This is a genomic window from Rhizobium anhuiense bv. trifolii, assembly GCF_024346605.1.
Taxonomy (GTDB): domain Bacteria; phylum Pseudomonadota; class Alphaproteobacteria; order Rhizobiales; family Rhizobiaceae; genus Rhizobium; species Rhizobium anhuiense.
This window is the reverse complement of sequence record NZ_CP098803.1, coordinates 3,287,442-3,312,870: the sequence shown is the minus strand read 5'-3', so window position 1 is coordinate 3,312,870 and position 25,429 is coordinate 3,287,442. Positions and strand designations below refer to the sequence as shown.

Sequence of the window (25,429 nt, the reverse complement as noted above, 5' to 3'; positions counted from 1 at the left end):
CGTTGGTGAATGCCACTCCGGAAGCGTTGGGGGTGCCGCCCTCATGAGAGGGCCTGGACGCAGTGAGAAGAAGGCGCTTGAGCCTGTGCCTCCGACCTCCATTGTCCTCGTCCTGCCAGTGCATCGCCCAACACCTCGAACACCCGCGGATCGAGTGTTTGAGACACGTTGAAGCGCATGAAATTGGTCGCCGATTGCGACAGGCTGAATGCGTTTCCGGGAGCCAAAACGATCCTCCTTTCCAGTGCAGCGCGCGCCACATCGGCCGCATCGATGCCCTCGGGCAGCTGGCACCAGAGGAACATCCCGGCCTGTGGCTCCAGCCACGGCGTTATCCCTAAGCCCTTCAGTCTGGCCGAGACCTCGCTCGTCGCCCGAGAGAGCCGGTGTCTCAGCGTCTCCATGTGTTTGCGATAGCTGCCGTCGCTCAGGACGTTCAGCACCAGTTCCGCCGTCAGCCGGCCGCCGCCGAAGGAGGTGGCGATCTTGAGATCTGTCAGTCCGTCGATCCATTCCGGTTTCGCCACGACGAAACCGCAGCGGGCCGAGGCCGACAGGGTCTTCGAGAAGCTGCCGATGTGAATGACCCGCTCGAGCCCGTCGAAGGCGGCAAGGCGGGGCGCCGGCGAATATTCGAAATCGGCGAAGATATCGTCCTCGATGATGGTCAGATCGAACTGCTCGGCGAGTTTTAGAAGCCGGTGGGCCGTCACGGGGGAAAGCGTTGCGCCTGTGGGATTGTGGATGGCGGAGTTGGTGATGTAGAGCCGCGGCCGCTCTTCGGCGACGACTTGCGCGAACAGTTCGATATCGGGACCGGACGGGGTATAGGGGACGCCGACGATCTTTGCCCTATGGGCGCGCAGCAGCGCATGGAAGTTGAAATAGCAGGGATCGTCGACCAGCACCGTGTCGCCGGGTTCCAGCAGGAAACGGCAGAGCAGATCGATTGCCTGCGTGCCGGAATCTGCCAGCATGATTTGCTCAGGGGAGGCTTCGATCCCCCGTTCACCCATGCGCCGCGAAATCAGCTGGCGCAGTTGCGGCAAGCCGAGCGGCGAGCCGTAGTCGGCGAGGGCCGGCCCGTCGGCGCGGGCAAGCGTCCTCAGCCCGCGGCGCATCCCTTCCCCCGGCAGCCAGGAGGGTGGCAGCCAGCCGCAGCCGGGCTTCAGGTCTGTTTCATCAGCCTCCAGCGATTGCCGCGATATCCAGAACGGATCGACGGCGCGGTCGAGCTTCGGTCCGCTCTGCGCAAGCGCAAACGGGGCTGCCTGGTTGGCGACATAGAACCCCGAACCCGGTCTTGCCAGGATCGCGCCTTCGGCGACCAACCGCTCATAGGCGTCGACGACCGTCGATGTCGACAGCTTCAACGTCGCCGCCAGCCCCCGGACGGACGGCAGTCTTGCGCCCGGCGTCAGGCTGCGCCCGGCAATGCGTTGCCTGATCGTCGCGACGACCATCTCTACCCGTGTGCGTCCTTCATTCATCTGTATTGCTTTCTGCATCAGTACAGTTTCACGAAATCGTATCAGACCGTCACTGTCATGACCATCGCCGTTGGCCGATAAGAGCTGGGAAAAGAAGGAGTGCAGCGCATCATGGACCGCATGGCATCGGGATGGATCAATGGTTTTATCGGGGTGGTGATCTTCAGCGGATCGCTGCCGGCGACGCGCGTGGCGGTGATGCAGTTCGATCCCGTCTTTCTCACCGTGGCGCGCGCGGCGATCGCCGGCATTCTCGCCCTCGGCCTGCTGATCGCTTTCAGAGAGAAACGGCCGAGCGGGCGCGATACCCTCTCCCTTGCTGTCGTCGCGCTCGGCGTCGTGGTCGGCTTTCCCTTGCTGACGGCGCTGGCGCTGCAGCACGTCACATCAGCTCATTCGATCGTTTTCGTCGGCCTGCTGCCGCTGGCGACGGCGATCTTCGGCGTGATCCGCGGCGGAGAACGCCCGAAGCCGGCATTCTGGCTGTTTTCCATCCTGGGCAGCGCGCTGGTGGCGGGCTTCGCGCTGGCGCAAGGGCTGACTGCGTCACCGATCGGTGACCTATTGATGCTGGCGGCGATCATCGTCTGCGGCCTCGGCTATGCCGAAGGCGGCAGGCTTTCGCGCACGCTCGGCGGCTGGCAGGTGATTTCCTGGGCGCTGGTGCTGTCGCTGCCGGTGATGGTCGCGGTCGCGCTTTTGCATCGGCCGGCAAGCTTTTCCGGCATTGAAACGCCGGCGCTGCTGGGTCTTGCCTATGTCTCGCTGTTTTCCATGCTGATCGGCTTCATCTTCTGGTATCGCGGCCTGTCGCAGGGCGGCATTGCCGCCGTCGGCCAGCTGCAGCTGCTCCAGCCGTTTTTCGGCCTGGCGCTTGCTGCCACCCTGCTGCACGAGCCCGTGACCTGGGCCATGCTCGCCGTCACGGTCGCCGTCATTCTGTGCGTGGCCGGCGCCCGCAGGTTTGCGCGGTAGCGGTTGCTCCGGTCACGGCAAGTGGTTGGAAGTGACGGTGCGGTGACCACCAGCCGACATGTCGACGGTCACAAAGCCGCCGCTCAATCGTCAGCAAATCGCCCCGTTGCCGCCGCACCGTGCCCTCTTAAAGGTTCCATCGTCGCGACCTCGCCAGCCCCAACGGCTGAGCGATCGACCGAGGCGGTTCTGCTGCCGCTCAAATCATGCACGTGAAAAGGAACGAATATGATCACTCGTTACACACCCGTCGCAACGATGACCGCTGCGGTCTTCAGCCTGCTTGCTTTCAGCCCGGCATTCGCTGTTGATATGGCCCAGGCGCAACAGCAGCCGCCGGCACAAGGCCAGGCGCCGATGCAGGGACAGACCGGTGGCAACGGCGCGGCCGCACCCGTCAGCGATCAGAAAATCGAGGCCTTTGCCGTTGCTTATCTGCAGGTCGACAAGGTCCGCCAGGAATATTCGGCCAAGATCGGCGCGACGAAGGACGAGGCTGCCAAGCAAAAGCTACAGGATGAAGCCAAGAAGCAGATGGTCGATACCGTCGAAGCCTCCAACGGCATCTCCGTCGAGGAATATTCCTCGATCCTGACCGCCGCGCAGAGCGACCCGGCCCTGGCCAAGAAGGTTCTGGAAAAGATCGGTACGCCGCCGGCAGCGCCAGCGCAACAGCAGCAATAAGCTGCCCGCCCTAAGAAAGCAGTGCCCGCCGTTTGGCCGGGCGCTGCTTCAAGCCCTTGGTGTCTCGTGCCTTCAGAGCCGATCGAAAACCTCGGGCTGCAATTTCCGGATCTTCATCAGATGCTGCAGCGTGTACGATAGCGACAGAGCGTCGTCGAGCCCGTCATGCGCCTGCAAGGCAGGATGGTCGACGTTGTAGTAGTCGGCCAGCTTGTTGCTGGGCGTCTTTGCCAAATCCTCGATCGGCATGCCCGCTGCGATGAGAAGCTTGACGGCGTTGTCGAACCGGCGGGCCGGGATGGAAGGCTGGATGCCTGCGACATAGCAGCTGATGGCCACCATGTTCATCTCATCCTTACCCCAGGACCAGAACCGGGCGCCGCCCGAGAAGCTGTCGACACCGGAAAGCGCATCCTCCAGCGCCACGCCATGGGCGTCGATATCCTCTTCGGTGATGCCGGTCAGATGGGTGAAGTATGGATCGAGCGGATACCGCTTGCCGAAGCGGTCGACGGGCCGGACGTAGGACTTGTACGTGCCAAGGATCGGAAACTCGCCTTCGAGTCCGAGCTTGACGGCTCCGACTGCGCAATGACAGGATCGGGATCGTGGGCCGCGCACCAAAATCTGCGCTGCGAGCCTTCGAGGCAAAGAAATTCACAGTCGAATATGATGGCGGTCTTCATGGCCGACGTTCCCCTCGTAGTTGGAGCTTCGGACTGAATACCCTCCATCGTGGCCCGACAAGTTCTCTATAACAGGCATCAGCGATCCGTTCGTCCTATGCGTGTTTCGACAATTTCGCTCACCTGTTTTCGTCCACCGTGGCCGAGGTGGAGGTCGGTGCCATCCTGGCCTGGCTTCCCGTAATTGCCGCTGCCCGCCTGACGGAAGGCGTCGCAGACGAAAATGACGAGCTGCTGCGGCTGGCCGAGGCGAACGGGTATCATTGAAAGGGCTTGGCATCCACAGTCTGTGCGGACCGTCGGTCCCCGTTCCTCTCGATAATGCCCGCTTTGCGCAAGAACATCCAAAATCCGCGTGTGTATCCAAAGGGCGTTGAATAATTGTGTTTTATCAAGGGAATTTACTCTTTCCAAACCATGCCGGCCGTCAATTCGCGGTTGTCCGATGGGCGGGGTCTGCACGAAAAGCTGCTATGAATAAGGGTTTCGGAGACGGATTCCCGCGCCACATCGGTTACCGAAGTTTTGTCTCTAAGAGGTGCCAATGTCGAACTATTTCCATGCCCCCACTGGTCATCAGGCTCATGGGCACCCGACACCCGGACAGGCCGATGCCGGGTCGCAAAACCGGAATATCGAACGTCGCCTCGAATTCATGGGGCTCGACCAGCAAGGGCGTGCCGGGATCCGTTCGCTGAAAGCGCTGATCGAGCGGGAATTGCCGCATGGTCTCGACAAATTCTATGCGCAGTTGCGCAACAGCCCCGAGGTCAAGCGCTTCTTTTCGTCGGATGAGCATATTGCCAGAGCCAAGGGCGCCCAGGTGGGGCATTGGGCGAATATATCCGATGGCAACTTCAATGAGGACTACGTCGCCAAGGTCCGTACCATCGGCACCGTTCACGCGCGTATCGGCTTGGAACCCAGATGGTATATCGGCGGCTACGCCATCCTTGTCGACCACCTGATCAAGAGCGCTGTCGAGGAGATGTTTCCAAAAGGCAGAATGTTTTCCAAGAAAACCATGAAGCCGGCGGACTTCGCGAAGGCGTTGGCAAGTCTGGTCAAGGCCGTGATGCTCGATATGGATCTGGCCATTTCGGTCTATATCGACGAAGCGGAAATCGCCAAGCAGAAGGCTCAGGCGGAAGCGATTGCGAGCGAGCAGAAGCTTGTGAGTGACTGTTTCGGCAAGGCGATGTCCGCCATCGTCGCCAAGGATGTCAGCTATCGCATCACCGATGACCTGCCCGCCGCCTATCACCAACTGCGTGACGATTTCAACCACGCGCTGGATCAATTGACGAGCACGATCAGCGAGATCGATTCCGCCGCGTCGCAGATCCATGCCGGATCGCAGGAGATTCGCTCCGCCGCCGACGCGCTTGCCAAGCGCACCGAGCAACAGGCCGCTTCCATCGAGGAGACTGCGGCCGCGCTCGAAGAGATCACCACGACCGTCAAGGATTCCAGCAGGCGCGCGGAGGAGGCGGGGCAGCTGGTTTCAAAGGCGCGCGCCGGTGCGGAAAAATCCGGCCAGATCGTCCAGCGGGCGGTTACCGCGATGGGCGCGATTGACAGTTCATCGCGTGAGATTTCCAGCATCATCGGCGTGATCGACGAGATTGCTTTCCAGACGAACCTGCTGGCGCTGAACGCCGGCGTCGAGGCCGCGCGCGCCGGTGAGGCCGGCAAGGGATTTGCCGTCGTCGCCCAGGAAGTCCGCGAGCTGGCCCAGCGTTCGGCCAAGGCGGCAAAAGAGATCAAGGAATTGATCAATACCTCCGGCGAGCAGGTCAAGACAGGCGTTTCGCTGGTTGGGGAAACGGGAGAAGCGCTGGCTGTCATCGTCGATGAGGTCAAGGAGATCGACCATCATATCGGCTCGATCGTCGAGGCGGCGCGCGAACAGGCGACCGCGCTTGCCGAGATCAACATGGCCGTCAATGCCATGGATCAGGGCACGCAGCAAAATGCCGCCATGGTGGAGGAATCCACGGCCGCAAGCCATGCTCTTGTCCGGGAGATCGGACGGATCGCGGAAATGCTCAGCCAATTCCATATCGGCAAGAGGTCCGCATCTTCCGCTCCCCCAAGGCTGGCGCCGGCGAAGCCGACGGATGCGGGGTCTCCCGCGCGCGAACTCAAGGCCAGGGTCGCCAAGGCGTATCAGACACAGGGCAACGCGGCGCTGGCGAGCGGCCAGTGGGACGAGTTCTGAGATCGTCACCTAGCGGGCGCTCGGACCAAAGGTCCGAGCGTGAGCGCTTTACGTGCCGGCGGTTCAATGCTGATGTGGTCTCACTTCGCAGGCACGACGAGGGTCTCTCCCTTGCGGACGACGTAGGTCGCCAATTCCGACGCCTTGCCGCTGCCGATGTTCTTCGCCGAGTGAACGACGCCTGATGGAATGAACAAGGATTGGCCGGCTTTCAGGGTCACCGGCTCTGCGCCTTCGAGCTGGTATTCCAATGTTCCTTCGATGACGAATGCGATCTCTTCGCCGGGATGCGAGTGCTTGGGGGCGAGAACGCCGGGAGCAAAATCGACGCGGACCTGAATAGCCTCGTGGCCGGGCACGTCAATATCGTTCCTTATGAGATCAGTGCGCTGCAGCGGCTGTTCTGCCTGTGCTGCTGCTGCGCCGCCGAGAACAAGGGCGAGTGCGATAGCCTGGATCATTTTCATCGTTGCATCCTTCTGAATTGACCATTTTCGGCTCATCGGCCGCATCGGTATTTCAGTCGATGATTGAACCAGGGATGTGTCTGGAAACCCCCATTTTTGTAAGACAGTGTATCTGCAGGCCTACCTCCTGCGAGGACGGGACTTTTCTTACGCGAAGCGGATCGCGATTCTCGCGCGGGCCTTCGCCGCTACTTCCTCGCGGTCGCGAGGCGGTTGAGACGTCTCCAGTGAATCGAGCAGTTCGCGGGCGCAAGCAGCGATCGAACCGACCGCGCGTTCGAACGCAACCTCGTTGCGCTTCGACGGCTTGGTCGCTCCGCTCAGCTTGCGTACGAACTGCAGCGCGGCATCATGAATCTCCTCATCCGTCGCTGGCGGATCGAAATTGAACAGTGGTTTTATATTTCGGCACATGGCTTGCTCACGGTCATTTCTCTTTGCCACCGAGGGGAGCGTGGCCCAGTATAAAAACTAGTCGCGCGAGCGCGAATTGCAATCGACCACGGGAACTTCCCACCCAGTGATCCCTTCACTGTATTCGTAAGCTGCCGAAGCCACACGTTCGCCAGCAGCAATGACCTCATCGCTCAAGCCGCCGACGAAGACCCCGGCGCTTTCAACCTAACCCCTCCCAGCGTCGCAATATCAGTCACCCCACCCGACGATTCAAAGTCGAAGATCTTCTGCGTCACCAGGGCGGCGGCACCCCTTGCCCAGGAATTGTCTTCCCAGTCGGGCAAAAGCGGTGGCGCGGTCCTGAAGGTTCGGGCGGCCAGCGCCTCGCGCAGCGGCGCCAGGAAAGGATCGCCGAGGGAGACGGCTTCGCCGCCGGCGACGATGACTTCGGGATCGGTGATGTTGACGAGATTGGCAAGGGCGGTGCCGATGCCGCGGCCGGAATCGGCGACGAGGGCGAGGGCGGTGGGGTCGCCTGATGTGAGCGCCTTGCAGAGTTCTGGCAGATCGAGCTCGTCTCGGCCAGTTGCTTCCCGCCAGCGCCTTAGCATCGAAGCTTCGGAGTGATAGGCCATCAGGCAGCCGCGCTTGCCGCATTCGCAGAGCCGGCCGTTCTCTTCGAAGAGGGTATGGCCGAACTTGCCGGCCGCTCCATTTGCGCCGCGATAGAGCTTGCCGTCGATGACGAGCGCGCAGCTGATGCCGACGCCGACGGCGAGGACAGCCATGTTGCGATGTTGGCGGCCGAGCCCGAAGAGTTGCTGGGCGATGGCATAGGCGTTGGTATCGTCTTCCAGCCAGACCGGGACATGCACGCGGTTTGCGACCAGCGAGGCGAGGGGGACGTTGTCCCAGCTGAAGCGGTGGCTGCGCACGCAGGCGGTCTGTTCGTGGTTGAAGACGCCCGGCATGGAGATGCCGATGCCGGCGAGCTTGGCGTTGGGACGGCCGGCGAGCTTCACCAGTTCTGGCACGGTACCCGCCAACAGGTCGGCGACCTTCTCGGGCTCATGGCCGTCGAGGCTTACGCGCATGGCGGCGATGGGGTTGGTGGCGAGGTCGGTCGCCACGCATTCCACCGAATCCACCATCAGCTTGAAGCCGACGGCAAGCGCGTGTTCGTAGTTGATATCCACGGGGATCGGTCGGCGGCCGGTGAGGCCGGGTACGGTCTTGCCTTCGACGACGATGCCTTCCTCCAGCAGGTCTGAAACAACGAAGGTCACGGCCGCCGGGCTCAAGCCGATGACGGTGGCGATGTCGGCGCGACTCCTCGGTCCCTCGCGCCTGAGGAGGTTGAGGATGAGGCGTCGGTTCATGGCTCTCGCCGTGGTCTGGTCGCCTTTGAGCTTCACTTTGCATTCCTTAATTTTGTAAATTAATTATTGCGGGCTGCAAAGATCTATGCATAAGTTCGGCCGCGGATCAACTCAGCCAGGCGGATTATCGCTGGAATTGGGGTGGATCGCAGCGTTGAAAGCCTGGTCGGTCGTTTCATGGAGGAGGCGGCGGTCGGGAGATGTCGATCGATCAACTGGGAGGAATTCAATGGCATTTTCGAAGCAATTTCCGTCAGCCACCCGCAGGAGCTTCCTGAAGGGTGCGGGCATCGTGTCTGCCGCTGCGGTCACCGGCAGTTTTCCAATTCCCGCGATCGCGCAGGCCCAAGAGGTCACGATGATCTCGGCCGAAAACAATGGGGCCGCGCTCGATGCGCTGAAGGCAATCGCCGCGGGCTTCAGCAAGGAAGCCGGCGTCAACGTCGTCATCAACAATATGGATCACGAGGCCCATAAGACGGCCATCCGCAACTATCTCGTCGCCGGCGCGCCTGATGTCTGCTCCTGGTTTTCGGGAAATCGCATGCGCGCCTTCGTCAAGCGCGGCCTATTCGACGACATCTCCGATCTTTTCGAGAAAGAGAAGTACAAGGACGTGCTCGGCGCGACGGCGGGGGCCGTTACCGAAGACGGCAAGCAGTACGGCCTTCCCACAGGCGGCACGCTCTGGGGCATGTTCTACCGGAAGGATGTGTTCGAGCAGCATGGGCTGACCGTGCCGAAGACCGCCGAGGAATTCATGGCCTATGGCGACAAGTGCAAGGCGGCGGGCATTACGCCGGTTGCGATCGGTACCAAGGAATTGTGGCCGGCTGCCGGCTGGTTCGATCAGATGAACCTGCGCATCAACGGCCTCGACAAGCACATGGCGCTGATGAATGGCGAGATGAGCTATCTCGATCCGTCGCTGACGGCCGTGTTCGACCAGTGGGAAGCGATGATATCAAAGGACTTCTTCACGGCCAACCACACGTCCTTCGGCTGGCAGGAGGCCGCGGCGCTGCTGGCGCAGAAGAAGGCCGGCATGATGAACTTGGGCGCCTTCCTGCGCTCGGCCTTCACCGCCGACGATCTGCCGCAGCTCTCCTATGCGACCTTCCCGGTGCTCGATTCCAAGGTCGGCCACTTCGAAGAGTTTTCGGTCAATTCGATCCATATTCCGGCGAAGGCCAAGAACAAGCAGGGCGCGCGCGAATTCCTCGCCTATTTCTACAAGCCTGAGAATCTGGCGGCCTATCTGGAGCCGGGCGGCAACGTGCCGCCGCGCCACGACCTGCCGCCCAGCAAGGACCCGCTGGTCAACATTGCCGTCGAGACGATGAAAACGGTAGAGGGCACGTCGCAATATTACGACCGTGACAGCGACCCCGACATGGCGCAGGCCGGCCTCGTCGGCTTCCAGGAATTCATGGCCAAACCCGAACGGCGCAAGGCGATCCTGACGCGCCTCGAGGGCACGCGTAAGCGGATTTACAAGATCTGACGTCGGCCGCTCGTCCTGGCGTTCATGGTTGCCCCTCACCCTAGCCTCTCCCCGTTTTGACGGGGAGAGGGGACGTGCCCTGCGAGACGTGTGCGGGCGGCGGAGAGGTTGTGGCTTCGTCCCTTCGCCCCGCGAGCGTGGGTCCGAAGGACGGGTCGAGACCCGTGGCTCGACCCCGGTCGGTGGCGGCAGCCGGATGAGGGGCAGCCCGACCAGCGCAGCCCGATGAGGGGCAGTTCGCCGCTTGCTTTTGTCGTAAACGAGGCTCCTGAAATGCAGACATTATGGCGCCGCCAGCGTTGGTGGCTTACCCCGACTTTGCTCATCGCGCCGGCGATATTGCTGTTTTTCACCGTCATCCTGCTGTCGGCCGCCCGGAGCCTTTGGATCAGCCTGCACGACTGGGACGGCTTCGGCCCGATGGTGTGGATCGGCTTTGGCAATTACGTCGAGCTCTACGACGATCCGCAATTCTACGTGTCGCTGAAGAACAACCTGATCTGGCTTGTCATGTTCATGGCGGCACCGCCGCTCGGCCTCGCCATCGCGCTGCTGGTCAATCAGAAAATCCGCGGCATGCGCTTTCTGAAATCGCTGTTCTTCATCCCGCTGGTGCTCGCCTCGGTCACCGTCGGCGTCGTCTTCACCTGGGTCTATACGCCGGAATTCGGGCTGCTCGCGCTGATCTTCAAGGCCTTTGGAGCGACGGCGCCGGCGGTTCTCTCCGACGAGCATTTCGTCACCTTCGCCATCGTGATTGCAGCACTCTGGCCGCAGATCACCTTCTGCATGGTGCTTTATCTCGCAGGTCTCAACAATCTCAGCGAAGAGCTGATCGGGGCCGGCCGTGTCGACGGGGCGAGGGGCTGGAACATGCTGTGGCACATCGTGCTGCCGCAACTGACCCAGGTCACCTTCATCGCCATTGCCGTCACCGTCGTCGGCGCGCTCAGATCCTTCGACATGGTGTCGGTGATGACAAACGGTGGTCCGTTCGGCTCGTCCTCGGTTCTCGCCTACCAGATGTTCGAGCAGTCGATCTTCTCCTATCGCTTCGGCTACGGCGCCGCGATCGCCTCCGTGCTCTTCGTGATCATGGCCGCCTTCATCGCGTGGTACCTCAGCCGCATCATCCGCACCGAAGAAAGGGGAGGCTGATGTATCCTCGTCCTATTCCCGAAGCCGCAGTCTGGCAGCGACGCTTTTATGTGCTCGCCGTCGTCATCGTGCTGCTGCTCTGGCTCTGCCCGCTGTTTGCGATCATCCTGACCTCCTTCCGCACGACCGAGGATGTCATGGGCGGCAATCTGTGGGGATGGCCGACCGGCATCGGCGTGATCGACAATTATACTGATGTCTTCACGCAGACGCCGATGGCCCGCTACTTCCTCAACAGCTTGATCATCACCGTTCCCTCGGTGATCGGCGTGCTGGCGCTCAGCACGCTCGCCGGCTACGTGCTGTCGCGGTACCGCTTTCCCGGCAACATGCTGATCTTTGCGCTGTTCGTCGGCGGCAATTTCCTGCCGCATCAGATCATGATGATCCCGGTGCGCGACCTGATGGTGCAGCTCGATCTGATCGACACGACGGCGGCGCTGATCATCTTCCACGTCGCCTTCCAGACAGGCTTTGCGACACTCTTCATGCGCAATTTCATTGCGGCACTTCCCGACGAACTGTTCCAGGCGGCCCGCGCCGAAGGCGCCTCTCCCTTCCAGACGCTCGTGCACGTGGCGATCCCGCTGGTGCGGCCGGCGCTGGCGGCACTTGCCATCCTGATCTTCACCTTCATCTGGAACGACTACTTCTGGGCCGTGGTGCTGACCGTCAGCGACAACGTCAAGCCGGTCACGGCAGGCCTTGCCAATCTGCGCGGCGAATGGGTCTCGGCCTGGAACCTGATTTCGGCAGGCACGATCGTCGTCGCCGTGCCGCCGGTCATCATGTTCTTCCTGATGCAGCGGCACTTCATCGCCGGCCTGACCATGGGAGCGGTGAAGGGATGATCCAGCACTTCGATTTTCCAGTTTCAACAGCAGAGAGCCAGGACGCATGACCAGTCTCGAACTCCGTGAGATCAACAAGAATTACGGCGCTTATCATGCGTTGCGCGGTATCGATCTTTCCGTCGCGCAAGGCGAGTTCATCGTCATGGTCGGCCCGTCCGGCTGCGGCAAGTCCACGCTTTTGAAGTCGATCGCCGGCCTGGAGGCGATCTCCTCCGGCCAGATCCTGATCAACGGCCGCGACGTCACCAAGCAGGAACCGGGCGACCGCGGCATCGCCATGGTCTTCCAGTCCTACGCGCTATATCCGCACATGACGGTAGCGGAGAACATGGGCTTCGGCCTGCGGATGGCCAAACGGCCGAAGGCCGAGATCGAGGCGGCCGTGGCACGCGCCGCCCGGATCCTGAGGATCACCGACCAGCTGGAGAAGCGGCCGAAGCAGCTCTCCGGCGGCCAGCGGCAGCGCGTAGCGATCGGCCGGGCGATCACCCGTTCGCCCGACGTTTTCCTCTTCGACGAGCCGCTGTCGAACCTCGACGCCGCGCTCAGAACCCAGATGCGTGTCGAGCTCAGCAGCCTGCATGCGGAACTCGGCGCCACCATGGTCTATGTCACCCACGACCAGGTGGAGGCCATGACCATGGCAAGCCGGATCGTCGTCTTGAACCAGGGGGTGATCGAGCAGGTCGGCTCGCCGCTGCAGCTCTACCGCAACCCCGACAACCTCTTCGTCGCGGGCTTCCTCGGCGCGCCCAGAATGAACTTCCTCGGCGTCACCGTCGATGAGGTGTCCGGCCGCAATGTCACGGTTTCGGCGCCCGGCCTTGTGCCGGTGACGGTGGAACTGGCGGAGGCGACAGCGCTGGCGAAAGGCGCCAACCTGACGCTGGGTGTGCGGCCGGAGAACATCTCGGTGGTCGCCGACGGCAGCCAAAGCGGGGCGATCAACGGTCAGGTCCGGCTCGTCGAGCATCTCGGCCGCGAGACCATTCTCTATATCGACGCCGGCAATCTCAGGACCGTCGCCTCGGAGAGCGGCACCGGCAACATCACGGTGCAGCTCAGCTATGTCGCGCCTTTTGCCGCCGATCAGAACGTCGCGCTGAAGCTCGACGCCAGCGAACTCTATCTCTTCTCGCCCGACGGCGGACGCACGATCAGCGCCCGCAAGACCATCCTCGACCGATAAACACAGGAAAGACCACCGTGTCCGACAAGACCCTCTCCGTATGGAACCCCGTCCAGACTGACCGCTTCCTAGTCGGCGCTCCGCATTATCCCGAGCATGTCGATGAAAGCTATTGGGAGCGCGACGCCGAGCGCATGGCGAAAGCCGGCTTCAACGTGGTCAGAATGGCCGAATTCGCCTGGCACATTCTCGAACCGAAGCTCGGCACCTTCGACTTCGATCTGTTCGACCGCGCGATCGCCATGCTCGGGCGCTACGGCATCGACACGATCATGTGCACGCCGACGGCGACCCCTCCGCGCTGGCTGACGGCGGCACACCCTGAAATTCTAAGGGTCGACGGCAAGGGCCGGCCGATGAGCCATGGCTCGCGCCAGCACTGCGACACGGCAAGCCCGGTTTTCCGCGAACACAGCAAGCGCATCACCAGGGCGATGGCCGAGCACTATCGCGACAATCCCTTTGTTGTCGGCTGGCAGACCGATAACGAGCTGAACACCAGCATGCCGGAGAGCTTTTCCCAAGCGACGCTCACCGAATTCCAGGCCTTCCTTGCCGGCAAATATGGCGAGATTGCCAAGCTCAATACGGCCTGGGGCGGTGATTTCTGGGCGACGGCCTATGACAGTTTCGACCAGGTGGTGCTGCCGATCGAGTTCGGCCCGACCTTCCCGAGCCCTGGCCACCTGCAGGATTATCACCGCTTCCTCGCCTTCTCGACGGCGCGCTTCCAGCATGACCAGGTGGAGATCCTGCGTGCCGTCAAACCCTCCTGGTTCGTCTTCCACAATCTCGGCGGCTTGCGGGATATCGACTTTCGCGGCCAGTTCTCGACCGATCTCGATTTCGTCGGCTACGACATCTATCCGATGCTCTATGACGAGTTCCAGCGGCTCGGCAATCACGCCAAGGTTCAGGCGCTGCACCTCGATATCTGCCGAGGCTTCTCCGGCAATTACATCGTGCCCGAGCAGCAGTCGGGTTTCGGCAGCCAGCCGGGCTTCTGCACGCTGACGCCGGAGCCGGGCGAGCTGCGTCGCATGGCGCTTTCCTCGGTTGCTCATGGTGCTGACGGCCTGATGTTCTTCCGCTGGCGGCCGGCCCATTTCGGCGCCGAGATCTATTGGATGGGCATCATCGACCATGACGATATCGGCCGCCATCGCTATGAGGAGGCCAAGCGCTTCGCCACCGAGATGACGGCACTAGCGCCCAAGATCCTCGGCACCTATGTGCGTATGGATGTCGGCATTGCCGGATCGGACTTCGATAATCAGGAAGCCCACAAGACCTATCCGATCGGCCTGCCGAGCCCGCAGGACGATGCGATCCTGCTGCACCAATACTGCTATGACCGCGGCATTGCCTGCGGCTTCATTCATCCCGAGGACGATCTTTCCAGGCTGAAGCTCTTCTATGTTCCGCACTGGGTGATGTGGAAGGACGAATGGACGGCCAGGCTCGAAGCCTTCGCCGAAGCAGGCGGCACCGTCGTCATCGGCGCGCGCACCGGCACCCGCAACGAAGACAACCACGTCATCCGCGAAACGGCTCCCGGCACTGCGCTTTCCAGACTGACGGGCGTGCGCGTCGAAGATTTCGGCCGTCTGACAGCCCCCGGCGCCAATGGCCTCTTCGACGTGATGGAGCGCTCGGGCGGCCTTGTCATTCCCCCAAACAAACCGGCCGAAAGCAACCGCCGCCAGCGCCGCTTCAAGATCGGCAATCGCGAAATGACGGCCGGCCATTTCTACGAAAACCTCACCATCGACCCCGACGTCGAGGTGATCGCTGCCTGGTCCAACCGCTACGCCGAGGGCCAGCCGATGGCGACCTCCCGCAAGCTCGGCAAGGGGCAGGTCGTCTATCTCGGCACCTATCTCACGCCTGATCTGACCGAAGCGCTGACCGAACGCCTGTTCGCCCCCGCCGGCATCGAACCGCTGGTCGGCGGCCTGCCCGAGGGCGTGGAGGTGACGATGCGGATGAACGAGGAGCGGCGGCTGCTGTTTGTGCAGAATTATACGGATCAGGCGGTGACTGTGGGTGGGGTGCCTGCCGGGCGGGATCTGCTGGATGGGGAGAAGAGGGTGACGGGGGGGCTGGAGCTTGACGGGTATGGGTGTGCGATTGTGGAGTTGGAGGGGTGAGGTTGCGGCATATTGAATGGCGGTGACGGAAAGTGGACCCGCGTGTTCAACAGGCGGTGTACCTGACCGCACCTGGGCACAAGTGCAGAATCTCGTTCGAAAGACCAGTTGCCTTGAAAACTAAGGCAACTGACCATCGATCGTGGTCAATCCGCAAAATTACAGGCTATCTATAAAGGCGCGTTGGATAGCTACCCAATCGTCAGGATATGGTTCTTGATCTTGCTGATGCTCCGCCTGGTACTCACTTCAGCCCTGAAGTTTCCAGTATTTCGTCATCTCATCAACCCAGGCATGCGGGGTGCTGGCAGCTTGACCTCACGATCAATCAGTTGCCCCAGCCAATTTGGAACCGATCAAATCGAACCTCGCTCAACGGCTGGCCGGAGGGGCCTAGCCGTACTGAACGAAGAACGAGATGAAGCTCGGGGGAATAGTATTGTTCGAAAATAATCGGAGGCAATCCCGTCAGTTCCAGACGGCTATTGATGGCCCAAACTTTGTAGGAACAAGATGCAATCGTTTCCTCTCCCAAGCCGTCGAATCTCATAAAAGTAGTGCCCGAAACGGATTTTTTGCCATTGATGAAAAGCGTAGTGTCGGATTGCCAGTTCTTCTTCTGTGGTAGGTCGTCCAACGCAACCGCATTCGCGTATTTCAGCTCATGCGTCCCATTGGGACCAACTCTCTTTTCGACGAGCAGGGGATGTAAATATACGGCCGACACCGGCTGCAGTGAACGGTTACGCTCCACCAGCTTTTGTTCGGTGAGACCTGGACCGTTCGGCTTGTAGAATACGGAAAGGAAAGGCACTTCTCTGGTTAGCAGTACGCCCTGTTTGGTCTGATTGGCGGTTAAGCAATTGCCAAAGGCTGGTGCCGCCAATATTATTCCAACCAGTAGCGACAAACTTCTTAGCAAGATCGACATCCCAGATTCCAACTCATCCAAGTCCGCTACCATGGTGCTTGGGTGAAATTGGGGAGATCGAAGTCGCCGGCCCGGACCTTGCCCACAACCTGACCGAACTTGGCCTGATCGACGAATATCATCTACCTGCACCCGGTCGTGGTGGGGCAGGGCAAGACCAATTTCGCGGGGCCTCGCCCTCCGCGCCAGTCGAAAATCCATTCACCATACCAAGACACCCGCGATAAACCCTAATCCCACAACCCCACCTCCAACCCGCCCAAACACCCGCCTTTCCCGCCAGCCGCCCACTCCACTTCAACCTTCCTTAAGCGCCCGCCCCATAGCGTGCCCCTCAAATCGAGGGCCTATTCCATGTTCACCGTTCTGACGTGCGTCACCGAGCAGCATAATCTCACGCTGGTCGGTCTCGCGGGTTTGATCTGCTTTCTCGCCAGCCTTTGCGCGATGGTTCTGCTCGATCGGGCGATGTCTTCCGATGGCGCTGCCCGGTGGGTGTGGATCGGGACGGCGGGGGCGGCTGGGGGTTTTGGGATCTGGGCGACGCATTTCGTTGCGATGCTGGCTTATGACCCCGGCGTCGTCGTGGGCTATCATGCTGGCTTGACGCTGATTTCGCTGCTGGTCGCGATCGTCGCGACGACGGGCGCGATCGCGGCCAAGATCGCCTATACCAGGTGGACGGCGAATATTCTGGCGGGCGTGCTCTTCGGCGCCGGCATCGGGTCGATGCATTTTTCCGGAATGCTCGCCATCGAATTCCCGGGAGCGATCTCATGGGATAGCGGGTTCGTGACGGCCTCGTTCGCTCTCGGCATCGTCTTTTCGGTCGCGGCCTTTCGGTTTGCGGTCAGGGGCGAGCGGTCGCTTCTCGGCGGGCTCGCGCCGACGCTTCTGTTGACATCAGGTGTCGTCGCGCTGCATTTCACCGCGATGGCGGGTGTCACCGTCACGCCTGGCATTGTGGCGCTCGATCCCGCGACGCTGCTTTCGCCTGCGATCATGGTGGTGACGATCGCCGCCGTCACCTTTTCGCTGCTGGCGGCGGGTTTTGCGGCGGCCATTTTCGCCGTGCGCTCGGAGGCCAAGACCGCCAAGGCGGAGCGCAATTTCAAGCTGCTGGTGCAGGGCGTCACCGACTACGCCATCTATATGCTCGATCCCGACGGCAAGGTCAGCAACTGGAATGCCGGGGCCGAGCGCGCCAAGGGCTATCGCGCCGAGGAGATAGTCGGCAAGGATTTCTCGCTGTTCTATTCGGCGGAAGATTGCCGGAACGGCCTGCCGCAGCGGGCGCTCGCGACCGCCCGCACCGAGGGCAAGTTCGAGGCGCAGGGCTGGCGCTATCGCAAGGACGGCTCCTCCTTCTGGGCCTATGTCGTCATCGACCCGATCTACGACGAGATCGGAGCGCTGATCGGCTATGCGAAGATCACCAAGGACAACAGCAAGCAGAAGACGGATGCCGACCGGATCGAGGAGGTCAGCCGCAATCTCGATGTCGCGCTCGAAAACATGGGGCAGGGCATCTGCATGTTCGATGCGGATGAGCGCCTGGTGCTGTGCAACAAGCGCTATCTCGAAATCTTCAAATTTCCCGAAGGGTCGGTGCGTCCGGGAATGTACTACAGGGAGATCGTCGAGGTCGGTTATGCCGCCCACGCCGAGACCCCTGCGGAAGCGGCGGCGCGGGCCGAGGCCCATTACATCAGGAACATGGCGCTGATCCGGGGCGGGGCCGGCAGTGCGGTTCACAAATATGCAAGCGGCATCTCTATCCAGCAGAATGTCAACATCCTGCCAAACGGCGGCTGGGTCGTGACCTTCGAGGATATCAGCGATCGCGTAAAGTCCGAGGAGCAGGTCGCCTTCCTGGCCAAGCACGACGCGCTGACGGGCCTGCCGAACCGGCTGGAGTTCGGCGAGCGCGTCTCCGAGGAAATGATGGTCGCCGACCGGCTGAGGGGCAGGGTTGCGGTCATCGGTATCGATCTCGACAAGTTCAAGGAGGTCAACGACCAGCATGGGCACGGCACCGGCGACTTGGTGCTTGTCGAATTGACGCGCCGTCTCGGCGAGGCACAGCAGGAGGGCGAATTCATCGCCCGCTTCGGCGGCGACGAGTTCGCCGCGACCAAGCGCTTCGACGATCTGAGCGCGCTCCACGATTTCATCGGCCGCCTGGAAGGCGCGCTGACCGGAATGGTTTCCGTCGACGGCTTCGAGATCAAGACCGGCGCCAGCCTCGGCCTCGCCATCTATCCCGGCGATGCGGAGAGCGTGGACGGGCTTCTCGCCAATGCCGACCTAGCCATGTACCGGGCCAAGCAATCGCTGCTGCAGAAAGTCTGCTTCTACGAGGCTGCCATGGACGAGACCGCGCGCCGCCGTCGCGCGCTCGCCAACGATCTCTGGGCCTGCATCGACCGCGACGAGCTTCATCTGCATTATCAGGTGCAGAAATCGGTGCGGACGGGAGAGATCACCGGCTATGAAGTGCTGCTGCGCTGGCGCCATCACGAACGCGGCAACATCCCGCCCATGGATTTCATTGGCCTTGCCGAGGAATGCGGCGCGATCCTGCCGATCGGCGAATGGGTGCTGCGGGAAGCCTGCCGGGCGGCCGCGGGCTGGAACAGCGGCCACAAGATCGCCGTCAACCTCTCGCCGATCCAGCTCGGCCATGCCGACATGGCGGCCGTCATCTCAAGCATCCTCCTGGAGACCGGCCTCGATCCGCGACGCCTCGAAATCGAGATCACCGAAAGCTCTATCATCATCGACAAGGACAAGGCCCTGCGCACCATGCGGGAGATCAAGGCGCTCGGCGTCTCGATCGCGATCGACGATTTTGGCACCGGCTACTCGTCGTTGGAGACGCTGCGCGCCTTCCCCTTCGACAAGATCAAGCTCGACAAGAGCTTCATGGCCGAGGTCGAGAGCAACGCGCAATCCAAGGCGATTGTCCGGGCCATCCTGGCGCTCGGCCGCAGCCTGGAGGTTCCGGTGCTCGCCGAAGGCGTGGAAACGCAGGCGCAGCTCGATACGCTTTTCGAAGAGCAATGCGACGAGGCGCAGGGTTACCTGCTCGGAAGGCCGCAGGCGATGCGCGAGGCGGTGGCTGAGAAGGCGGCTTGAGGCATCGCCACGGCGTAGTGTTTCATGAGAAAAAAAGAGCATCTCCGTACTGAAACAAAACGGAAATGCTCTCTCGTAGTTTAGTGCGGAGCCATACTTGTCAGCTCCACACTGCTCGCACCTGTTTATAGGCTATTCCTCGGATGTCTCCGGCGCGGCGTTCTCCAGCGAAACGCGGATTTGATCGATCTTCCCGTTCGCCTCGCCAACCCCGAGGATGGACTTGGCTTCGGCCAAAACCGCCGGGCTGACCTGGCCGGTTTTCGTTGCGGAAGCCAATGCGTCCTCCAGCGCCTCGTCCCCCAATAGAGGGTCATCGGCGGCGGGCTCGATGCCATTGTCGAGTTCATACTGGGCATAAGCCATGGCATAGGCCGCGATGGCGGTCATGCGCGGGTCCGACGTATGCATCAGCGCCCTGTAATTTCGCTTCAGGGAGTTCAGGCCTGCCATCTGCGCCGACAGGTTCTTTTCTTTCGTGACGGTTTTGGTCCCATCAGCCTTCGTGGATTTGGACTTGCTTCCTGCGTCGGTGGATTTGCCTTTCACGCCTGAGGATTTAGAGCTGCCATGGGTTGAACCGCTACCCTGGTTGCCGTTGCCGTGACTGCCGCTATTTCCGTTGCCGCCGCCATGACCGCCCCCGTTGCCACCACCATTGCCCCCGCCGTTCCCACCGTCTTTTGCCAGCGCGGCAATGTCGATCCCGGCAATCGTAGCCGGGCTTGCTGCAAGAGCCAGCGAGAGCACGGCCAAGGACGCTAAGGTTGCTATCCGCATCATTTTCCTCCGAGTCAGATCATCAAGTGCGGTGCAACTGCACTGCATAGGGAGATGTGAGAGGTTAGACGCTGATTGCGTATCGCACATCGGCACGAGGTCCGACGTCGGTCGGGACTATGGTCCTAAACAAGTTGAAATATTTGATAAATCGACATCGTCAGCCAGGTTGGGCTGATGTGGCGACACGCCGTGAAAAGGGAGTAGGTGCTCGGCGTGGCTGAAGCAGCTGAACACCGGACGATCTTTTACCGGAACCTTGGAGCCGGCGATCCGCCGCCGGTCGATTTTTCGCAGTCGGCCGGAAGCTGAGACATCGCAGATTGTCAGAACCAAGGATTGCGTACGCAGCGTCCTTTGGATGGAGGGTCTTCAAACGTGTCCGCGCCGTCGAAATGATCGACAGGCAGATCCCGAACGAGAGGCGGCGGCGCAATCACCCCAGGCGTAAATCAATAAGCGGATGTAACTTCTTCAGGTTCGGCAGAGACTTAGCTTGCCAGGGATATTGATTGGTGCCTTTGATGACGAGCAGGAGATCGCCCATCTTTCTGGCTTCGATCGTCAGCTTGGCCAACAGATTTATGCCGGAGGAATTGAGGAACTCGAGACCCGTCAGGTTGAACGTCACCTGTTTGTGCCCCTCATGGAGCAGACCCGAAATCAATGAATAAATGGGCGCATAGGCGTCCGGTCCGGCCAGCCGGAATACGCCGTCGAAATATACCTGGTTTCTTTCCGCCCATACGCGGAAGTTTTCGTCGCTGATTTCCATTCTTCGCTCACAGATTGGAGGAGGGCGGCATCGCCACAGCTGCAGTCGTCGTCAGTATGATACGCTGGTCATTGTTCTCTTCGAATGCCCAAGCCATTTTTGCGTCGTAGTCGCTCAGCAGGGTGAGCAATCCCAAGCCCGAACCGCTCGTTGCCGATATGGCGTTGGTTTCGATTTGCTCAAGAAGAAGTTCCCCGGGATCTTTCGATTGGAGGCGATGCAGCAATTGCTGGAAGCGGGACGATGTCACGCCATCGATCGTGTTCTTCACCCTTATCAAAAAGGCTCCGTCGAATATGCCGGCTTCAATGAGGATCTCCCCAGGTTGTCGAAACTTGACGGCATTTTCAATCAGCTCATTGCTGAGATATCCGATGTCATGATGCGCCTGCGTGTAATCTTTCCTTGAACGTGAATAGGGCAGAGCCATGACTTCCGCTATGAAGTCCGCCGTCATTCCCGAGTGCTTCCATCCAAGCTGAAGAGGTCCATCGCTCAACGTGAGGCGAGTGGCCGAACCTAAGCTTATGCCCGCCAGAGATTCCTTGCCGTATACCGTTGGCGTCATTGTCTCACCTATGCCGCACTGCGAGAAGCGTGATGTCGTCGTAAATCTTCTGCGATCCGACAAAGCGCATCAATGCCGCTACAATTCCGGAAACGACTTTCTCAGCACTCTGATCCTTCAAGCGACGTGCTTCGCGGCAGAGACGTTCAATGCCAAAGAGTTCTCCCCCGTCGTTTGCTGCTTCTGTTACGCCGTCCGTATGCAAGAGTATGAGATCCCCCGTCGCGAACGCTATCTCACGGGTTTTGATGAACGCAGAAATATCGGCTTCCAGCCCGATCGGCATGCCCAGATCCATGGTGTCTATGCGCTCGACATCGCCGTTCGCCCGCACAATCACAACTTCCTCGTGTTGTCCTGATAGAATCATCTCTTTACCGTCGTAGTCAAGAAACGCCAGAGTGAGATGCTTGTCGATTTTGGTCCTGACGATATTTTTAAACAGGGCGCTGTTCAGGTCTGTGAGAAATTTGACGGCATCGGTGTTTCCGGCTTCCTGCAGGGCGCGGGCAACGGACTGAACCATCAGCATCAGCACGCCGCTTTCGAGCCCGTGTCCGGTGACGTCGCCGATGCCGATCTTCAACCGATTTCCGTTCTTCAATACGTCGTAATAATCGCCGCCGACTTCTTCGGCCGGCCTCATATAGGCGGCGATCTCGAGGGCTTGAAACTCCTCGAGCTCCTGATGCAGCGGAAGGACCATGAGCTGGATTCTCTCGGCGACGGCGAGCTCGGTTCCAAGACGTCGATTTTCTCGCTCGAGCTGTGCGTTCAGCGTCGAAATCTCTTCCTTTGCATCTTCGATTTGAGCAGTTCGCTCTTCGACGAGTTGCTCGAGATTTTCGGTGTGATAGCTGATCTGCTCAGCCATCCGATTGAATGCTTCGCCAGCCTCACCGACCTCATCTTTGCTCGCTATGGCCACCCTGACCGAATAGTCTTTCGCCTGAATCCGCTTGGCGGCATCTGCAAGTGCACTGATCCCGCCCGTTATTCGTTTCGAAGCCGCAAATACCGCGATCGTCACAACCAGCAGCGACAGTAAGATCGCGAGAATTTGGTAGAGCACGATCCGGTTCGTAGCCTCTGAAATCTTGGCCTGGGCCGCATAGAGCGAGGCTTCGATTTCTCGTTCGGGCACAACGACTCCAAGAGACATCGCCTCTTGCCGCACCGGGCCGCTGACCCAGAGATTGGTCGCAGGGAGCCTTTTGACGATAACGATATAGGGGACCTCGTTACCGTCCTGCTGCAACATCAAATGTTGGATGCCCTGTTCGCGGTCAAGGGCCAGTTTTGCGATCGCAGGCTGGGCGCTTCCCTTCAGGGAGCGCTCCAGTCCAGTCACTCCGGCTCCGCTCGCATCGCTCGCAGAACGCAGACCGAGAGTTTTTTCGCCTGTGCTGTTGATCGCCACAACATTTCCGTCGGACATTGCGAGAAATCCAAAGCCGGACTGGGCCACTTTCACATTTTCAACAGTTTGCGCGAGCTGGTCGAGTGTGATGTCAGCACCGGCCGTCCCGGCGACATCCTTCCTGTCGGCGGTCCACAATGGCTGAAAGAAAGAAACGATCAGTTTCCCGGTAATGGCGTCCGTATATGGCGCCGTCTGTGTTATATCGTCCGCGACCGGCCGCGTTTTCATGTCCTTGGCCCAGCCCTGCCAGGACTCGTAAAGTCCGGGAAAAAAGAAGTCCCAGAAATTGGCCTCGTTGTGTCCGGGATAAAGGCGGTCGAAGGTCTGAGCCTGGTCGGTGTAGGGCGCCGTCCTGAAGATTGGGCGTTCTTTCGAGCCGATGAAATACATCTGCAGCTTCGAAGCACCGCGCTGCAGCAGGCTCGGCGCAACAAGGTCGAGAACCGCGCTGGTCTGGATATCGCTCTGGACGTCGGGCCTTGGCTGATGGTCTTGTCCGAGCAAGTAACCCCAAACGCTCACAACCGAGGCGGAGCCCGGAGCGTTCTGAGACCAGTTCGTCTTCTGATCGTAGGACAGGCTGACGCTGCCGGGAGATGTGCGAGCGATCGCCGCGCCGACGTCGGAATTGCGCGCGGGATCGTCGATCTGCGCCTGGAGCACCCCTGCCAAGGTGCCGACGTCGTTATGAACCTGCCGCAGGAGCAAACTTACCTGCGCCGCGGTCGAATCAGCATATGTGCGAATGTATTCCTGGCTTGCCGCTTCAAGACCTTGGCCGACTTCGAGGGTTGCGTCGCGCGACAGTCTCTGAACGTTCCAAAGCGCCAGTCCACCGCTGACCAGCAAGTCAAAGAGAACGGCTCCACCGACGACCAGGATGAACTTTGCCCGAAATGAGCCCAGTCTTGCCGGTCTTTTCGATGAGCGTGCGTCCATCACAGCGGCTTTCGCCCGGAGGCCGCCCAGATGGGCCAGCCCGCATAACCCTTGGGGTGAAGAGCGGCAAAGACATGATCCTTGAATCCCTGCCGGAACCTGCGAATGAAATCTATTGAGTCGCCCCGCCGGACGGCCATCTCACCGGCGTAGACATTTTCCCAAGCTTCGATGACGTCTGCGAAGTCTTGGGGATCGCCGTCGAGGTTCGTCACCATAAAACAATCCACCTTGATGTTGTCGAAGCCTGCATCGGCAAGGAGATGGCGGCTTTTCGGCCCCATCTCGACATCCATGTCGAAGTGGCTGAACAGTTTGGCGACCTCCTCGTAAGTCCATTTTATCGTGTCAGCATGTGGCTCCCCAAGGCAATGAGAATTTTTTTCGTTGGTGATGTAGACGCGGCCGCCAGGCTTACAGATGCGGTAAAGCTCCCGCAGGAGCATCTCGGGACGGTTGAAAATCTGCAGCGAATGACGGCAGGTCACAAAGTCGAATTGATTGTCTCGCAGCAACATTTGCGAGGCGTCGCCATAGGTGTACTCGATTCCCTGTAGATCGAAGTCGGTAGCGACCCTGCGCGCATATTCGAGGCTGCGCACCGAATGATCCAGCGCGACAAGGCGTGCCGGTTTGAATTCCCGTTGAACCAAGGCCGCGAAATCACCTATTCCACAACAGATATCGGCGATGGCAAGACCGTTACGCAGGCCGTGGCGCGGCAGCAGTTCGCGTTCATGTCGCCATGTCATTTTCGTCTGGGTGCGGAGAATGGGAATGAAAGTCTCATCCTCGACAAAGCTCTGGCCCGGATAGAATGCCGAATCGTAGACCTCGACCGACAAGTTTGGTTGTGACGCCGCAAGCGTTTGGAATAACGAGGTCGACCATGCCACCACGCTTGACGTAATGATGACGATCTTCCGTTCCGGCCTGGCCCGGCAGGTTGCCGCGAGGACATCCGACAGGGCAGAGAAGGCAGTCATGTTGATATGCGTCAGACGTTTGACGTTGAGGTAAACGACCCCGCCGTATTTTTCCAAACTTTGCTGCACCAGTTCGAGAGCATCGCCAATCTCAGCGGCACTTTCGGGCCGCATCTTGCCAGACAGCACCAGCTCCTGATTTGTCGGATCAAAATAAACCGTGAAGGGTCGTAGCAGCAGGTTCATCGGAAGTCCTCGGCCGAGGGGAAATCCGCAATGATTTGAATCCCTTGTCCGCCGTCTTTCTCAATTCGGATAGCGGCGCGGAATATTGTTGCCAAATCGCTGAGCAAAACCGTCCCATCGGATTTCATGACCAAGTATCCAGACTCGGTATCGGGGACAGGCAGATATTCGCCTGATCTCGCACCCGTTTGTTTGCGGCCAAATGCTTCCTCGTTGGGAAACGCAATTCTCAGCCGATTGAATGCTGCGCTCCGATAGAGACTGAAACGTATCCTTCCCAGCTCACCCGTTGAACGGAAAGCGAGTTCAATGAGCTCGTTGGCTGCGACGGAAAGAAAGTTCGAATATCGAGCGGGATCGTTGTGACCCTGGCCGAGAATGTCGGAGAGATATTCCGTGATCCTGTCGCAAAACTGCCATCGCGATTTGAACATGGCGGTATTCATTTCCAGCGATACCATCGGCGCAAATGCATGGTCATCGAAGCGAGATGCTTCCTTTTCCACTACACCCTCCATTCGTTTGTCCGGGGCGTCAGGTTGATTCCGAA

20 protein-coding genes and 3 pseudogenes are annotated in these 25,429 nt (G+C 60.2%); 10 read left to right on the top strand and 13 right to left on the bottom strand.

From position 1 onward, the window contains the following. Positions 1-41: 41 nt before the first annotated feature. Entirely contained in the window at positions 42-1,511 is a 1,470-nt protein-coding gene (locus NE851_RS25090; RefSeq protein WP_254962447.1) for an aminotransferase-like domain-containing protein, read from the bottom strand. A gap of 90 nt (positions 1,512-1,601) precedes the next feature. Here NE851_RS25090 and NE851_RS25085 point away from each other — a divergent pair, with 90 nt between their 5' ends. Both NE851_RS25085 and NE851_RS25080 read left to right on the top strand, forming a co-directional pair. After that, positions 1,602-2,465 (top strand): DMT family transporter, encoded by an 864-nt coding sequence (locus NE851_RS25085; protein ID WP_028758216.1) that lies wholly within the window; start codon positions 1,602-1,604, stop codon positions 2,463-2,465. 228 nt (positions 2,466-2,693) lie between these two features. Further along, positions 2,694-3,149, top strand: a complete 456-nt coding sequence (locus NE851_RS25080) for a DUF4168 domain-containing protein (RefSeq protein ID WP_028756803.1) — start codon at positions 2,694-2,696, stop codon at positions 3,147-3,149. A 72-nt stretch (positions 3,150-3,221) separates the two neighbouring features. Here NE851_RS25080 and NE851_RS25075 read toward each other — a convergent pair. Further along, positions 3,222-3,835 (bottom strand): annotated as a pseudogene (locus NE851_RS25075) (3'-5' exonuclease). 544 nt (positions 3,836-4,379) lie between these two features. On the opposite strand from NE851_RS25075, the gene NE851_RS25070 reads away from it, so the two are divergent. After that, a complete protein-coding gene (locus NE851_RS25070) occupies positions 4,380-6,056 on the top strand; it encodes a globin-coupled sensor protein (protein ID WP_254958487.1) in 1,677 nt (558 codons plus the stop codon). Between the two features lie 80 nt (positions 6,057-6,136). On the opposite strand, the gene NE851_RS25065 is transcribed toward NE851_RS25070, so the two are convergent. The 3 genes from NE851_RS25065 to NE851_RS25055 all read right to left on the bottom strand — a co-directional run bounded on the left by NE851_RS25065 (position 6,137) and on the right by NE851_RS25055 (position 8,334). After that, complete coding sequence (locus NE851_RS25065; RefSeq protein ID WP_063475218.1) at positions 6,137-6,523, bottom strand: cupin domain-containing protein; 387 nt, start codon at positions 6,521-6,523, stop codon at positions 6,137-6,139. A 147-nt stretch (positions 6,524-6,670) separates the two neighbouring features. Then, a complete protein-coding gene (locus NE851_RS25060; protein ID WP_127430362.1) occupies positions 6,671-6,937 on the bottom strand; it encodes a DUF2277 domain-containing protein in 267 nt (88 codons plus the stop codon). Positions 6,938-7,110: 173 nt separating this feature from the next. Next, on the bottom strand, positions 7,111-8,334 hold the full coding sequence (locus NE851_RS25055; RefSeq protein ID WP_127430251.1) for an ROK family transcriptional regulator: 1,224 nt from the start codon (positions 8,332-8,334) through the stop codon (positions 7,111-7,113). Between the two features lie 193 nt (positions 8,335-8,527). Here NE851_RS25055 and NE851_RS25050 point away from each other — a divergent pair, with 193 nt between their 5' ends. The 5 genes from NE851_RS25050 to NE851_RS25030 all read left to right on the top strand — a co-directional run bounded on the left by NE851_RS25050 (position 8,528) and on the right by NE851_RS25030 (position 15,153). Beyond that, a complete protein-coding gene (locus NE851_RS25050; RefSeq protein ID WP_127430252.1) occupies positions 8,528-9,802 on the top strand; it encodes an ABC transporter substrate-binding protein in 1,275 nt (424 codons plus the stop codon). 273 nt (positions 9,803-10,075) lie between these two features. Next, complete coding sequence (locus NE851_RS25045; RefSeq protein WP_127430254.1) at positions 10,076-10,960, top strand: carbohydrate ABC transporter permease; 885 nt, start codon at positions 10,076-10,078, stop codon at positions 10,958-10,960. Next, positions 10,960-11,811 (top strand): carbohydrate ABC transporter permease, encoded by an 852-nt coding sequence (locus tag NE851_RS25040; protein ID WP_127430255.1) that lies wholly within the window; start codon positions 10,960-10,962, stop codon positions 11,809-11,811. The genes NE851_RS25045 and NE851_RS25040 overlap by 1 nt, the downstream gene beginning before the upstream one ends. Positions 11,812-11,857: 46 nt before the next feature. Further along, complete coding sequence (locus tag NE851_RS25035; RefSeq protein WP_127430256.1) at positions 11,858-13,003, top strand: ABC transporter ATP-binding protein; 1,146 nt, start codon at positions 11,858-11,860, stop codon at positions 13,001-13,003. A 17-nt stretch (positions 13,004-13,020) separates the two neighbouring features. Next, entirely contained in the window at positions 13,021-15,153 is a 2,133-nt protein-coding gene (locus NE851_RS25030) for a beta-galactosidase (RefSeq protein ID WP_127430257.1), read from the top strand. 328 nt (positions 15,154-15,481) lie between these two features. On the opposite strand, the gene NE851_RS25025 is transcribed toward NE851_RS25030, so the two are convergent. Then, positions 15,482-16,084: a hypothetical protein gene (locus NE851_RS25025; RefSeq protein WP_127430258.1), complete on the bottom strand. Its 603-nt coding sequence runs from the start codon at positions 16,082-16,084 to the stop codon at positions 15,482-15,484. A gap of 50 nt (positions 16,085-16,134) precedes the next feature. On the opposite strand from NE851_RS25025, the pseudogene NE851_RS25020 reads away from it, so the two are divergent. Both NE851_RS25020 and NE851_RS25015 read left to right on the top strand, forming a co-directional pair. Continuing rightward, positions 16,135-16,318: pseudogene (locus tag NE851_RS25020) on the top strand (dihydrofolate reductase family protein); the annotation flags it as partial. Between the two features lie 120 nt (positions 16,319-16,438). Further along, entirely contained in the window at positions 16,439-19,222 is a 2,784-nt protein-coding gene (locus NE851_RS25015) for a bifunctional diguanylate cyclase/phosphodiesterase (RefSeq protein WP_127430259.1), read from the top strand. 132 nt (positions 19,223-19,354) lie between these two features. On the opposite strand, the gene NE851_RS25010 is transcribed toward NE851_RS25015, so the two are convergent. The 7 genes and pseudogenes from NE851_RS25010 to NE851_RS24980 all read right to left on the bottom strand — a co-directional run bounded on the left by NE851_RS25010 (position 19,355) and on the right by NE851_RS24980 (position 25,385). After that, positions 19,355-20,002 (bottom strand): hypothetical protein, encoded by a 648-nt coding sequence (locus tag NE851_RS25010; protein ID WP_097542240.1) that lies wholly within the window; start codon positions 20,000-20,002, stop codon positions 19,355-19,357. A 326-nt stretch (positions 20,003-20,328) separates the two neighbouring features. Further along, positions 20,329-20,439: pseudogene (locus tag NE851_RS25005) on the bottom strand (GFA family protein); the annotation flags it as partial. Then, positions 20,439-20,777: a slr1659 superfamily regulator gene (locus NE851_RS25000; RefSeq protein ID WP_028756789.1), complete on the bottom strand. Its 339-nt coding sequence runs from the start codon at positions 20,775-20,777 to the stop codon at positions 20,439-20,441. The pseudogene NE851_RS25005 and the gene NE851_RS25000, both read right to left, overlap by 1 nt. Before the next feature lie 7 nt (positions 20,778-20,784). Beyond that, a complete protein-coding gene (locus tag NE851_RS24995) occupies positions 20,785-21,345 on the bottom strand; it encodes a slr1658 superfamily regulator (protein ID WP_028758184.1) in 561 nt (186 codons plus the stop codon). A 4-nt stretch (positions 21,346-21,349) separates the two neighbouring features. Then, entirely contained in the window at positions 21,350-23,707 is a 2,358-nt protein-coding gene (locus NE851_RS24990) for a SpoIIE family protein phosphatase (protein WP_047610644.1), read from the bottom strand. After that, positions 23,707-24,879, bottom strand: coding sequence for a class I SAM-dependent methyltransferase (locus NE851_RS24985; protein WP_047610642.1), 1,173 nt, complete (start codon positions 24,877-24,879; stop codon positions 23,707-23,709). The genes NE851_RS24990 and NE851_RS24985 overlap by 1 nt, the downstream gene beginning before the upstream one ends. Further along, positions 24,876-25,385, bottom strand: a complete 510-nt coding sequence (locus tag NE851_RS24980) for a hypothetical protein (protein WP_127430260.1) — start codon at positions 25,383-25,385, stop codon at positions 24,876-24,878. Before NE851_RS24980 ends, NE851_RS24985 begins: the two co-directional genes overlap by 4 nt. Positions 25,386-25,429 lie beyond the last annotated feature (44 nt).